The sequence below is a fragment of the Paenibacillus piscarius genome, from assembly GCF_022234545.1.
Classification (GTDB): domain Bacteria; phylum Bacillota; class Bacilli; order Paenibacillales; family Paenibacillaceae; genus Paenibacillus_AQ; species Paenibacillus_AQ piscarius.
The window spans coordinates 306,633-320,611 of the sequence record NZ_JAIEUI010000006.1; the positions used below are offsets into that span (position 1 = coordinate 306,633).

The 13,979-nt window shown below is 54.2% G+C and carries 9 protein-coding genes; 4 read left to right on the forward strand and 5 right to left on the reverse strand.

The features are described from left to right. Window positions 1–243: 243 nt before the first annotated feature. Together K1558_RS13225 and K1558_RS32770 are read right to left on the reverse strand one after the other, a co-directional pair. Window positions 244–1,515: a BNR-4 repeat-containing protein gene (locus K1558_RS13225; RefSeq protein ID WP_238652049.1), complete on the reverse strand. Its 1,272-nt coding sequence runs from the start codon at window positions 1,513–1,515 to the stop codon at window positions 244–246. Between the two features lie 534 nt (window positions 1,516–2,049). Next, a complete protein-coding gene (locus K1558_RS32770) occupies window positions 2,050–7,689 on the reverse strand; it encodes a rhamnogalacturonan lyase family protein (RefSeq protein WP_274528548.1) in 5,640 nt (1,879 codons plus the stop codon). A 260-nt stretch (window positions 7,690–7,949) separates the two neighbouring features. Between K1558_RS32770 and K1558_RS13240 the strand changes: the two genes are divergently transcribed. Continuing rightward, entirely contained in the window at window positions 7,950–8,612 is a 663-nt protein-coding gene (locus K1558_RS13240) for a DUF3658 domain-containing protein (RefSeq protein WP_238652050.1), read from the forward strand. A gap of 89 nt (window positions 8,613–8,701) precedes the next feature. Here the strand turns inward: K1558_RS13240 and K1558_RS13245 are convergent, their stop codons facing one another. Further along, window positions 8,702–9,325 (reverse strand): lysozyme inhibitor LprI family protein, encoded by a 624-nt coding sequence (locus K1558_RS13245; RefSeq protein WP_238652051.1) that lies wholly within the window; start codon window positions 9,323–9,325, stop codon window positions 8,702–8,704. A 235-nt stretch (window positions 9,326–9,560) separates the two neighbouring features. Here K1558_RS13245 and K1558_RS13250 point away from each other — a divergent pair, with 235 nt between their 5' ends. Together K1558_RS13250 and K1558_RS13255 are read left to right on the forward strand one after the other, a co-directional pair. Beyond that, window positions 9,561–10,391, forward strand: a complete 831-nt coding sequence (locus K1558_RS13250; protein ID WP_238652052.1) for a TrmB family transcriptional regulator — start codon at window positions 9,561–9,563, stop codon at window positions 10,389–10,391. Continuing rightward, window positions 10,388–11,638 (forward strand): MFS transporter, encoded by a 1,251-nt coding sequence (locus K1558_RS13255; RefSeq protein ID WP_238652053.1) that lies wholly within the window; start codon window positions 10,388–10,390, stop codon window positions 11,636–11,638. Before K1558_RS13250 ends, K1558_RS13255 begins: the two co-directional genes overlap by 4 nt. 126 nt (window positions 11,639–11,764) lie before the next feature. On the opposite strand, the gene K1558_RS13260 is transcribed toward K1558_RS13255, so the two are convergent. Both K1558_RS13260 and K1558_RS13265 read right to left on the reverse strand, forming a co-directional pair. Continuing rightward, window positions 11,765–12,229: a phage tail protein gene (locus tag K1558_RS13260; protein ID WP_238652054.1), complete on the reverse strand. Its 465-nt coding sequence runs from the start codon at window positions 12,227–12,229 to the stop codon at window positions 11,765–11,767. A 25-nt stretch (window positions 12,230–12,254) separates the two neighbouring features. Further along, window positions 12,255–12,740 (reverse strand): GyrI-like domain-containing protein, encoded by a 486-nt coding sequence (locus K1558_RS13265; RefSeq protein WP_238652055.1) that lies wholly within the window; start codon window positions 12,738–12,740, stop codon window positions 12,255–12,257. A 97-nt stretch (window positions 12,741–12,837) separates the two neighbouring features. Between K1558_RS13265 and K1558_RS13270 the strand changes: the two genes are divergently transcribed. Next, entirely contained in the window at window positions 12,838–13,800 is a 963-nt protein-coding gene (locus K1558_RS13270; protein WP_238652056.1) for a helix-turn-helix transcriptional regulator, read from the forward strand. The last annotated feature ends 179 nt before the right edge of the window (window positions 13,801–13,979 follow it).

A 13,979-nucleotide genomic window follows, 5' to 3' on the forward strand; every position in this document is an offset into this window, starting at 1 on the left:
CCAATCTCCCCTAACTGATGAAGTAGAAACCGTTAACCCATTCGGCGGAAAAATAAATTGACATCCTCATGGCCGCATGTTATATTAAAAATATAAGATGCGTTATTTATGTTCTCGTTCAAAAAAATAGTCGCAGTTGATTATATCATCGTGTATGTATAGATGCAATATAAAAGAACCCGGACGAATGTCCGGGTTCTTTTTTTGGCAGATAGCTATGTGGTGGAACTGGCCTCACCTAGTCTAGTTATTTCGCCCATAGTACAGCTTCAGGTTCGTTACATCTACCAGATACAAGATGTCAATCCCCTTCGGACTGCGGTCTGCCGCCAGCCGTTCAACCGGGATTCCTGGTGCAAGCGAGCTCTCCGTCCAGCCGCCGCCGGTATTCACTGCCATGAATGCACGGTCCGTACCGCTGCTTTTGACATAATAGATTCTGGCTGTTGTACCGGTCCAGGTCACATCGATCGCTGCGTTGGTGGGAGCAGCGTTATAGACGGTCTGCAGGTTCCAGCCCCCTGCACCGTAAGTAGCCTGCTTCACAGCAAAGCTTGTGCTGCCCTCCTCACGGTAACGGTAAGCAATCACTGGCCGGCCTTCAGAGTCAAGCGTCATCTTGGCGCTTTGCACGCCCGGGCCGCCGGGGTCGCTGCCGCTCTGCACATAGGCTTCGCTTGGTGCCATCGGCTGCACAATATCCGCCGTAGTCAGGGAGACCGGCGCTGTAACCGGAGTTCCGTCCGCTTTGCTGAATACGCCTGTGGACGGGCTGTACTTCATATAGGACAACTGGTGGCGCAGCGGACTGGCGGCGAAGTACGCCCACTCGAACAAGATATGCAGGTCGCCGTTTGCGTCAAAAACCAGGTCATCCGGATAGACTGACCGGTTCAGGTGCGCCGCAATGGTCTTGACCTGAGTCCATACAGAGTCGGCATTGTTCCAGCGGAACAGAACAGCCTCTCTTTTACCAGCCGGATCCTTGTCGATGCGCACCAGCAAATACAGGTCTCCATTCGGAGCAGTCGTGACTACCGGATAGGTTACGGTCATGCCTGCGGGCAGCTCGTCCGAGTGGTTCTGCGGAATCCCGCCTACGGTATCTGAACGGTAGTAGCGCCAGGGGTTGCTGTGCATGGAAGCAAAAACGTGGAACCGCCCGCTTCCGTCTCTCGCGATAGAAGGCTGGTTATGCCCGAGATCGTCCACATATTCGGCCGGGGTTGTCCCATCCATAAGCGGAAGCTTGCTCCATATCCCGTCGTTGTCTCTTCTCGCAATAGCTACTGTATGTTTACCAGGAATCGACCCCGGGGCGTTATAGGCCATATAGGCATACTCATAGCCAAGCCCGTAGGTGGCAAGAGGAGACCACCATCCTGCCTGATTGCTCGAATCCATCGGAAAAGGCACCTCCTCCAGCACAGCTGCCGCGCTCCCCGTCCCCGCGGGGACTGTGGTAAGCAGCAGCGTCATCACAAGAGCAAGTATCCAGTGTTTGATTGACTTCATCTATTACGCCTCCTTCATTTGATTTCAAACTCACCTGATTGTAAACGCATACATAATTCTCCGGCCCCGCCTCCCTTTTGAACAACTGAACTGGTATGAGGGTGCTGATTACTGCTAGTTACTACTGTGCTAGTGTGCGCTTGGTACGGTTCTAGTGTGGTATGTGCTACTATGCGCCAGGTGCTAGTGTTTCTGGCCCAAGAATAGCACGCGGTATACAGGATTGTTACTGTACAATTGCAAGATTGCTGTAACTGGAGGCAATTGAAGAACGTTTCAGGTGCACTAATACACTACATTTGCCCGTCTGGCCCGCATTCACTGGATTCAGAGGTATTAATGCACCTCATTTACGCTCGCCGCCTACTTTTGCCCAAATCAAGGGTATTAATGCACTTCACAGCTCGCCCTCCATCCTCATTCTGACCAATCTATGAAATTTATCTCTTGAAACGCAAAAAGCCCGGTTTCCCGGGCTTTTCCAGTAGAAATTCCAAACCACCAAGCGCATCATTCAAACCTTCAGCCAGCCGCTCACTCCCCCACCGTCACCGTCATCTTCTCAGATCGGGACTCGCCTGCCGCGTTGAGCAGGACAGCTTCATATTCATAGGTTCGGGGAGCTTTGCCGGAGATTGCAGTGACTGCGGACTGGGCATCCGGGGTATGCGGCTGCAGGGTTTGGGTATCAACCAATACACCGTTCTCATACAGCCGGTATTCCGCCGCATTCGTCCCCCACCACAGATTCATCGTAACCGCATAGCTGCCGTCCCCGTCCCAGTTATCGTTGGATAATACCGCCTGACCAGGGGAGGCATCGGTGACCGTTACTGTTAAGGGTGCACTTGTGACCGAACCATGCGGGTTGCTAAGTTCCAGCGTATACACGTATGTCCCGTTCGGCCTGCCGGTAATATCGATCTGTGCGGATTGGGCGGACGGTGACTGGTCTGTCAGAGCGCCCTCCTCAATCATTTCGCCGTTCTCATAGAGCTTGAAGCGGGTCCCATTATTCCCCCACCAGAGATCCATCGTAATCGTATAATCGCCGTCCTGCAGCCCTGTATCATGCCCGTTATTATCAGACAGCACCGGCATAGCTGGAACGCCGTCCGCGAGCGGTTCGTCCAGGGTAACCCATGCCGACAGCGGAATATTCTGCTCCTTCACCAGCCCCGCAACCAGCTCAGATACCTTGATCGCACCGTTCATCTGCAGATGGGTGTTGTCCTCTGTACTTCCCGTCCACATGAAAATAGACTTGCTGCCTTCCGGGCCCAGCTCCTGAAAATACTCCCAGCTGGCCTGATTCAGATCGATCAGCAGAGTACCGGTCTCCTGCGCCGTTTCTTTCATCGCCTGCACGTATGCCGGGAAGCTTTTGTTCAGCACCTCTCCGCTGAAATCCCTGCGGTTCACTGGTGTAACCAGCACTGGAACTGCACCTCTCTGCACAGCACCGTTAATATAATCCTTCAGATACACCTTGAACTGCTCCGGGGTAAGATAACGCTCCGGCCGGGAGGGCGTGGAATCATTATGCGACCACTGCATGAACAGATAATCCCCTTCGTGAATGCCGAGCAGAATATCGTTAAGATATCCGCCGGTGAGGAAGGTTTTGCTGCTTAGTCCGCCGACTGCCCGGTTATCAATAACAATCTTCTCTGAGTCAAAATAACGGCCTAACGTCTCGCCCCATCCGGCCTGCGGCCGGTAGCTCTCCGCATAATTGGCCACCGTGGAATCACTTGCCAGATACAGTGTTGGCTTATCGGCCGCCCCCTGCTCCGGCAGGCGTTCAATCTTCAGTGCGTTGATCTTCGGCGTGCTGCCGGCGAAGCTGAAATTAAAAATGCCATCAATCAAGGCGACATCATATGTCACTTCCTTGAATTGGCCTGAGGGGATGGTAGTAGCAGACAGTTTGCTCATTTGCTCCACTGTAACCCCGGTCTGGGTCACTTCCTGCGCATCTCCAATGGTCATCGTCACCCGGTAATTCGCCGGCTTCATCTCCACCAGAAACGAAGTGCCGTTTACGCGGGTAAAGTCCTCTGTCAGCGGATTGCCGGTTCCCCGGTTCTCATCCTGGACCAGCGCAGTGTCAGCGAACCCGTAACCGTTTCCTTCCACGTAGGCCCGTTTGGCATCCACCTTCGTATAGCCGTCTGCTGCGCTGCCGGAGCCAAAATCGAAGGAATACGCACTTACATCCCCAGCAGGCTCGCTGGTCAGGGAATCGCGTGCAACGGTTAGCATGTTCACCGCATGAATGATCTGCGCCTGCGTAGCTGTTGTCCCAATCAACGCTTCTGCAGCACCCAAGGCTCTACGCACCACAGCTGCTGAAGCCTCTGTATACGGTGCCAGATCAATCGCCTTCACCTCCTGTTGCAGCGCAATTAATGCCGTCATATCGCCTGCCGACACCGGAAGCTTCGTACCCTCAAGCTTTACGTTGTCGATCTTGGTGGTCCAGTTCAGCGTACCTCCGCCTCCTTTGCGCGTACCCAGGAACCGCAAGCCCCTAACGTTATTGGCATAGACACCAGGACTCAGCGGAATATCGCGGATCGTCTGGGTAACACTCGTATTAGCGAGACTGGTCAAGGTGAGATCCAGGCTTTTTCCGGCAAAATCAAGCTTCAGCTTCACATTCACCCACTGGTTCTTGGGAATATCCGTAGCGGTTCCGCCACCTGGAATGGCAGTGGTGCCGCTACCGTAGTCAGGTGAATACGGGCCGGTGAAATAATGAATGTTCGTATTGGGGCTTGCCGCTCCAGTCTTGGTGAACAGGGTGAAAATAATATTCTCATTCGCATCCTGAAGACTCAGATGCCCCTCTGACGGAGAAGCGCCCACATTGCCGGAATGCCAGTTGAAATCGACATCCACAATGTCACCATTCACCGCATCGAATAAGCGGAATACCTTGGCACGGTTGCCGGAGCCGGAACCCGTTACAGACAATACCTTGTTCCCGTTCTCTTCGGTAACCGTCCCCGCCATCGTTCCGGCAGTTCCCGTAGCATTCACCATCGAATATTGTGCGGCGGCCGGATCACCCTCGAAATCCTCCGCATATTGCTGTACCTCCGGTTCTGGCTCCGGTTCCGTGATCCCGGGATCAATCACGAACGGGGAGATACTGAGGCCCATATCCTTCACTGCGCCCGCCACCAGACCGGCAATGACCTGCGCGCCATAGCTGCTGAAATGGGTATTATCGCTCACTCCGTTCGGGTACTTCGGATACTCCCCCGGATTCGCATACAGGAAAAGCTTCTCCGTAGCGGCCAGGCCGACACGGTTATACTCCGCAATACTGAGCTGGCTCAGATCGATTAGCGGCACGTTCAGCTCCGCTGCTGTTTCTTTGGCTGCCTTCACATATTCAGGGAAGCTTACGTTGAATTCCTGAGTGATCGTATTGAAGTCCCTGCGTCCTACCGGCGTTAACAGAACCGGATGGGCCCCGCGCTGCTTGGCCCCGTTCACATAGCGGGTCAAGTACGCTGCATAATCTGCCGGAGAGGCATAACGGTCGGGGATACCTGCGCTGGCATCGTTATGGCCGAAAGAGATGAAGAAATAATCGCCCGGCCTGATCCGCTGCAGGATACTGTCCAGACGGCCGTCCACCATGAACGACTTGCTGCTTCTGCCGCCGATGGCATCATTCTGAATTGTTACTCCGCTGCTGAAGTACTTGCCGAATTGCTGGCCCCAGCCTTCCTGCGGAGCCTGCATTCCACTGTAGGACTGCATCGTTGAGTCCCCGGCCATATAGATGGTCTTTCCGGTTCCCGGAGCCTTCTGCGGGTATTTCTCGATCTTAATCTCCTGCACATCGGTCGCCGTGCCCGAGAAAATAAACTCTAACTGCCCGTCAACCACCGCAATGTCATAGGAATAAAGCAGGGGTGTTCCGGCAGGGATTTGGGTTTGCGCCAGCTTTTGTACAAATTCGGATTTCACCCCTACGTTCGAGTCTCTGCTGTCACTGCCCAACTTGAGCGTCACCTTGTAATTCGCATTCGGCAGGTCTACCGCAAACTTGGTGTTCTCTGGCATGGAAGCGTGGCCCGCGCCCAAAGTGATTCCGCTAATGCTCTCGAAACCATATCCCCTCCCCTCAGTATACGGCGTAGCCTGCACAGAGGTTGTTCCGGCTGGCGGCTGTGTGCCGAACCCGAAGTGATGTATCTGCTCCAGCGGTTGCGGGGCGCCGGTTAGTGTTAGATTTGCTTTTGGAAAAGTGGTGGCCTCCGTCCCCAGATAAAAACCCGTATGCGGCGGCTGGTTGTACGCTACGTTCTGCCAGGCAATTCCCAGCCGGTACACCGGATCTTGCATGAGCGCCGGAATCCTGTAGGTGGTTGGAATCGTGGTGGTGTAGAGCCGGAACTCCGTGCTGTCTTCGCTGCGCAGCAGCAGCTCCTCGCGCCAATCGCCCAGGAGGTCCGCCTGAAGGGCAGGATTGCCTTTGGTATGATTGTTGGTGAGCGTACCATTCGCCCGGAAAATCTCCTTCAGCTGCCTATTCTGATAATCCCATTTGTAAATGAGCGGAATGCCCTGCGCTGTCGTGTTATTCCAATCGTGGTCGAACAGCTCCCGCTGGAGATCCCCATCCCACCAGATGGCGAAATTCGCGCTTCGCGGCACTTCATTCTGTTCATAGATCACCTGTCCGTCTGCGGAATAGCCCCGGGATAACGGGTCCATCTGACCGTTCACGATGTTGGACGCCCAAGACTCATAGCCGGGATGCTCCGGATCGATATCTGCGGACATTCCCCGCCCGGTGTCTTTTCCGGTAAATTGGCCCCAAAGAATCTCGCCTGTTGCCGCATCGCGCATCTCCAGCCCGTAAGCTGCATCCTTATGCTCATGCACACTGACAACCTGATAGCCTTCTCGGTTCGGATCGAGCTTCCCGGCGTGCATCGCGTCTCCATGGCCGAGCCCTGTACTGTACAGCAATGTGCCATCATCATCAATCGCCAGCGCACCGTACATGATCTCATCTCTGCCGTCCCCGTCTGCATCCAGCACACTCAGGTTGTGATTGCCCTGTGCTTCGTACTGCGCGCCAGCTTGGTTCGTGTCGAAGTTCCAGCGCTTCACCAAAACGCCATTCGTATAGTCGTATGCGGTAAGCGTTGTTCTTGTATAGTAGCCGCGGGCCATCACCACGCTTGGCTTCACGCCGTCCAGGTAGGCAATTCCGGCCAGGAACCGGTCTACACGGTTGCCGTATCCGTCTCCCCACGAGCTGACATTGCCCCTTGGCGGATCATAGTCCACGGTGGACACCGCAGCGCCGGTCTGGCCGTCGAACAGCGTCAGATATTCCGGCCCGTCCAGGATATATCCGCCGTCATTGCGGTAATCCTTGGTGCCGTCGCCGATGACCGTGCCTTGGCCGTCTTTGGTACCGTCTGCTGTTTTGACCACGACCTCCGCTTTGCCGTTGCCGTCCAGATCATACACCATAAGCTGCGTATAGTGCGCCCCGGCCCGGATGTTCACGCCCAGGTCAATGCGCCAGAGCTTGGTGCCGTCCAGTTTGACCGCATCGATGTAGACATTCCCGGTATAACCGGCTTGTGAATTATCCTTGGAATTGCTTGGACTCCACAAAAACACAATCTCATACTCCCCGTCCCCATCCAGATCGCCAACGGAGGCATCCCCGGCATAATAGGAATACGTACCCCCGTCCTTGGTCCGGCCATCAGCAGGCTTATCCAGCGGGATCGGCAGATAGGAATTATGCCATACTGCTGCCCGTTCAGGCTGCATTTCCTCCTTCCCGTCAACAATCGTAGAGATCTGATATTGTGAGCTGTCTGCACCTGTCGTGTCCACATAATTCGTAGAGTTAACAATAGGTTCCGGGTTCACCTTCATCCCGTTCTTATAGACATTGTAAGCGATTTCATCTGAATCCGTATTCAAGTATCTCCAGCTCACAAAAACTCCGCCATCCGTCAGCACCGCCACCAAGCCACGATCCAGATATTCGGCCTGTCTGGCGGGATGATTTCCGGTAGACGCTGCGTGTGCCGGAGCGGGCGGGAGAGCAAGCGGTAAGACCAGCAGACAGGATAATAAGAACGTGAGCAATGATTTCTTTACAGACCTCTTTTTTCTACCCATGTACTTCATTCCTCCTATTATTCTAAAATCAATTTAGAAACCAGGGGATACTTGTGCAGATGCTCTCATGATTGTCTTCCAGCTTGAGCCTGAACTCTCCCGCCTCCTCTCCTGGTAACATTCATATGGAGCGTAACAAATAATAGGGATTCATTCTGCTCAAAAAAAAGCACTTTCAGCCTAGAATCGACTTTTATAACGGCCAAGGCGGGGGCCAACAAGTGGTATTATAAGGGATATGTTTGGTTAGGAGAGTGTTTATGGCTAAGGTATATGGAGTTTCGAATGAACAAATGGAACAAGAATATGTACATATTCTTTCTGGCCTGTCGGTTGCAGGTTCCCTAAAAGTAGCGCTCAGTGCCCTCGGTAAACGTGAGACAAGCCAGGTGCTGGCTTTTAATGAATTGTTCTCAATAGGGCCTATATCAGGGTTGGATACATTAACGGGAATGCAGAACAGGCATCAATGGATGGCGGAACGTGATGAGAATTACAGCATCACCGATCGTGAGGATTACTTATATATCGTAAAAAGCTATGGTCAAGGCGTCCCTCTTGAATCTGATCAGAGAAGGGCATACGAAGCGGATTGGCTCAGGCTGGCGGAAGAAAATCAAATGCTGCGTCTTTGGAATGATACCGCCATTGTTAGCTGTGATGAAAGTGCTTTGGATGAGGTAATTCTTAGTTCCGTTATTGAACTGGAGCAGGAGCAGGAACAAGCACGCAATCAGGCCAGCAAGGGATTCGTCAGCGCAGGGAGTATCTTCATCCGCGTGTTAGAGGTTTCACGGCAGCTTGTGGACACTTCATTTTTTGTCAATAGAATGCGGGAGATGATTAAGCGGGGAGTCTTGGTGTCCATCGGACAACCTGGGGCTTTGCATCAATTCTCGCTTAGACGGGCAGAGGTTGAATAAGTTAATGGATTATCCATTCATCCATCATGCAGGACGGTCAAAAAAGAGCACAGCGGGCCTCCCCATTCGGGAATCGCTGCACTCTTTAATTACTTCATATACATTTCAACCAGCTTATAACAACGCTCTTTAGTTACTGACGCCAGTGTCGCTGCGTACTCCAGCCCCTCCATCGTTCCGCCTTTATACTTGGCAGCCGCTTCCTCAGCGGCTTTATCGCGTTCCTTGATCCAGTTTAGCTGTTCCTCTTTCAGTGCGGCCATCTCACTCTCAGGGAGCTGCTTCTGGAGCGCCTGGTAGATTTCATTCAGCGCTTTGTCCCAGCGTTCATGTTCCTTGGAGGCGGCCTCCTTCATGTCTGTCATGACACCGCTGGCTGACATCGCCTCCAGATCGCTAAGGCCAGTCTCAATCTGATCCAGCTTGTCAAAATAAGTCTGACGCAGGGGTTCGCCTGCCGCCTCACTGGCCTGCGGCGTGGCTTGAGGTGCAGTTGTCTGCTCAGGTGCCTCAGCCGAAGCTTCCGCTTCCGGCTCCGTCGTAGCCTCAGCTGCCGGTTCCGGCGTGATCTCTGGTGTGACCTCCGGGCTTGCCGTCGCTGCCTGTCCGGTCTCTGCCGTAGCCGCCGCACCGCCATTTGCCGCCTCGTTATTGCCGCAGCCAGCCACTAACAGACTGGAGATGAGCAGGGTAGTCAGAATTACTTTTCGCATAAGTCCTCATCCTGTCTTTGGTTTATAGTCGAGACTCTATTGCATACCGGCTGTTCATAAGCCGTCTTGAGAGTTATTACCTGATTTCACCCGAGTGTAATCATTTTTTTTAAAAGACCCGGGGGCGCAGACGGCTGAGAATTGCTGCTTGACAGCGGTTTGTGATCGGAGTAGTATTTTGAAATACTTCTACATACAAACAAGCATTACTCCCTCAGAGAAAGGCGGTTCACTCATGATTGATGCATTACGCAAGCTCGGCTTATCCGATCTGGAAGCCCGCTGCTATCTGGCGCTGCACGGCCAGCCGCCCTCCTCCGGTTACGAGGTCGCCAAGCAGGTGTCCGTGTCCCGGTCCAACGTATACGCCGCGCTGCGCAGTCTGGTCGATAAAGGTGTCTGCCGCACTGTGGAAGGCGAACCGGTCACCTTCGCCGCGATTCCGGTCCGTCAGGTCGTCAAGCTGCTCCAGACGGAGTTCGAACGGACGGCCCGTCTGCTGGAGAACGAACTGACCTACCTGCCTGCCGCACCGCCCTTTTTCAGCAACTGGAAGGGGGATGCGCAGGTGGATCTGGCCGTTAAGCGGCTTGCTGCTAATGCCAGTGAGGAGATTCTGGCAGATATTTGGGCGGAGGATCTGCACAAGATAGAGGACACGCTACTTGCCGCCGAAGAGCGGGGCATCGCCGTGCACCTGATGGTGATCGGGGAGACTCCTACTGCGCTGTCGCGTGTTATCGTGCATAGCGTGCCGGCAGGCGGGCCGCCTGCGGCCCGGAACTTCTCGCTCCTGCTGGATAAGGAGACCTCGCTGCTGGGCAGCTTCACCCGCCACGGGCAGGCATCGGCGCTGGAGAGCAACCATCCGGCCGTGCTGGATGTGCTGCAGACGTCTTATTATCACGATGTGGTGATGATGCGTATTGAGCAGGATTTCGCCCCGGAGCTGGAGGCGCGTTACGGCAAAAATTATGACCTGATCTTCCGGGAGCACCCGGAGATGCGCAAACGGATGACAGAGCCTGCATCTGAACCCGATGACTTGGAGGATGACATCTATTGAATACACTGAATACACCGGATACGAACTCCCTCCGCCCGTCAGTGCTGCATAACCGCTCATTCCTGCGCTTATGGATCGCGCGGATCTTCTCCACCAGCGCTTTTCAGATGCTGTCGGTGGCGATTGGCTGGCAGATGTACGCGCTGACCGGCAGCGCCTACCAGCTTGGACTGGTCGGGCTGGCCCAATTCCTGCCGATGCTGCTGCTGACGTTGCCTGCCGGACAGACGGCAGACCGCTATGACCGCCGCACCATTGTGTTCCTGTGCCAGCTTACAGAGAGCCTCGTCGTGCTGCTGCTTGTTATCGGCAGCATCGAAGGCTGGCTCAGCGCAGTTCACCTGCTGGCCGCCGCTGCCATTCTTGGCGCGTGCCGCACCTTCGAGAGTCCTGCTTCTGCGGCGCTGGTGCCGGACATTGTGGATCGTGAGCAGCTCCCAAAGGCAGCAGCCTGGTCCGCATCCGCCATGCAGACAGCGATGATCGTCGGACCATCCCTTGGAGGTGTCCTCGTGGTCTGGGGCACGGCCGCTGCCTATATCGCCTCACTCGCTGCGCTATTGGTATCTACTGTACTCATTTTCTTCGTCAAGACTGTTCACTTCGTCAAAAAACTGGACGCCGTCAGCATGGACACCTTCCTCAGCGGCCTGCGGTTTGTCTTCGCCCGCAAAATTATCCTCGGCACGATCTCGCTGGACCTGTTCGCTGTGCTGCTCGGCGGAGCAACCGCGCTGCTGCCGATTTTCGCTGAGGATATTCTGAAAACCGGCTCTCTTGGTCTCGGCCTGCTGCGCTCCGCCCCGGCAGTGGGCGCGATCATCGTCTCGCTGATCCTGACGCGCTACTCGGTAGAACGGGCAATTGGCCGGATGCTGTTCGCCTCGCTGGTCGTTTTCGCCCTGGCCACGATGCTGTTTGGGATCTCCCACAGCTTCTGGCTGTCCCTGTTCGCGCTGGTTCTGATCGGCGGCTCGGATGTCGTCAGTGTCGTCATCCGCTCAACGCTGGTACAGGTCAACACGCCGCAGGAGATGCAGGGCCGGGTGAACGCGGTGAATTCGCTGTTCATCGGCACCTCGAACCAACTGGGCGAATTCGAGTCGGGTACGATGGCCGGGCTGGTCGGGGCCGTTCCGGCCACCGTGATTGGCGGCTTAGGCACCTTGCTTATTACCGTGCTCTGGATGTACCGATTCTTCCCGGTGCTCCGCACCCAGAAGACGTATACGGCGGAGGAGAATTGAACGCCATAAGGAAGGGGCTGCCAGTTGGCAGCCCCTTATGCATTAGAGAATGTATATGGTTTTGGAGCCCCCGCAAAGTTTCTGAATAGACTCCGAAGCTTAAGCTCCACTTTGTGGGGATGGAAATTAGTACTCGCCCTTAATCACGAAGAACGAGCCCCGGATCGTACCGGCCAGCTTCGACTTTTGCCGCGCGAACTTGAACTTATCCGCCAGCTCTGCCGGAACCTCCATCCCCTCAGAGAGCTTGAAGCCGACCGCCCGCTTCTTGGGATCATTCACCGTGTACATCACGTTAAGGGCAAGGCCATCCTCATAGAAAACGTATGTGAACCGGATATTCTCCACCTGAAACTGCGAGGTTTCCAGCGGCTTGGCGGCAAAATGAAGATCCCGCTCCTTGCTCAAAATCGTGTTCACATAATCCAGCGCCTCCTGGCTTTCACTGGCCGGCACGACTGTGAATTCATGCTTATATTTGTTCATGAAATAACGCGCCTCATTCGCACGCAGCCCTGCCAGCGCTTCGGCAACCGGCGAAGACTCCAGGCCTTGCACAGACACCTCTTTGAAATCAACGGTATATGCCACAGTTAGTTATCCTCCATTACAATACTTAATTTCTGACGACAGGAATCCACATTTCCCCGTACAGCGAGCCATCCCGCCGTCCCATCTCTACAGCCGCATTCGGCCCTCCTACGTAGGCGTACCCTTCTGCTTGCGGCAAGGCTTGTCCGAAGGCCAGACCCGTCACGGTATTACTTAATTCCTCAGTCGTCGCTCCTTCTCCTGCCACTACGAGGTATTCCCCCTTAGGGAACTGGATCACCCGGGCTTCCTGCGGAATCTGCGAGGCTGCATCGGCCATGACTCCGGCATAATGCATCATTTTGCCGTTCACTGCTTCGTTTACTACAAACACATAATCATTCACCGCAATTCCTTTTAAGAAATCGAGCCTGCCATCTTCACTGACCGCCTTCCAAAAATCCATCTTCTCCTTATAGATCCCCGCATAGTCCGTATAATCACTCTTAAGATCAACACCCAGACCGATCACCGTAAAGCTGTCTTTCTCTTCGATAGTATATCCTGCCATTGTCATATCCCGCCTTTATTCATATTTGTGTTCCTCACCTGCTATGGATATGATAACCTTAAACCATGTCAAAAAATGAACCTGTTTAGGAGCCGCCATGAAAAAAATAGAACGGATCAACACCATCATGCGGTATATTAACAATCGTGCCCATTTTACCCTGACGGAAATCATGCGGGAATTCAATATTTCGCGTTCCACCGCCCAGCGGGATATCCGGGAGATTGAGGCGCTCGGGATGCCGCTGGTTGCTGAGGTGGGCCGGGATGGCGGGTATTCCGTTATGCGCAACTCCGTGCTTCCCGTCGTCCACTTCACCGATAATGAGGTCAAAGCTCTCTTCATCGCCTTCATGGCGACAAGAAACGGCCAGCTTCCATATCTGCGGAGCCGCCAGTCTCTGACGGAGAAGCTGCTGGCGCTTATCTCGGAGAATCAGCAGGAGGAGCTGGTGCTTCTGAATCAGATTCTGCTGTTCGAGGGCACCCACCCGGGCAATCCCGATCTGCTGGATCTGTCCGATCTCCCCCACCCTATGCTGGACAAGCTGATCCGGCTCCTGCTGGCGGACCGTTATCTGCTAATTACCTGCCGGGAAGAGCAGAAGGACATCTCTTATGCTGTGTACCTTTTACGTCTTTATCAGGAGAAAAGCCTGTGGCTCATCGAATGCTTCGACCTGGACGCCTCCAGGAAACGGATCATCCCGGTTGATCAGCTAACGGATGTCATCCCCTACCCGGATCCCAATAAGCTAAGCGTGAAGATGATTCAGGAGAAGCTGAGCAGGCAGCAGGTGAAGAATAATCTTGTTCTGGAGCTGGGTCCCCGGGCCATTGCCCAATACCGCAAATATCACCCGTTCAGGGTCTCGCTGTCCTATACCAATCCCTATCAAACTAGCGCTATGCTGAAAATGGAGGTCGAGGTGAACCGGACGGAGGAGCTGAAGGAAATCACAAATTGGCTGTTATTCCTGGGCGATGACCTTAAGATGAAGGAAATTCCGGAGGAAGTACGAGCGGAGCTGCAAGCGAGGGTGGATCTGTTTCAGGATTAGGGAGTGCGCATTCTACTGTTGCCATAGTCGCCGTCCAATGTGATCGGTTTTTCGATTACATTTGGTCCACGCCCCCCTCGCCAGCAAAATATAATCGGTTTTTCGATTACATTCTCCACAGCCCCCTAAAGAAGTTGGAGTCCTCCCCCACAAAAATGTAGACTAGATATAGGAGGAGG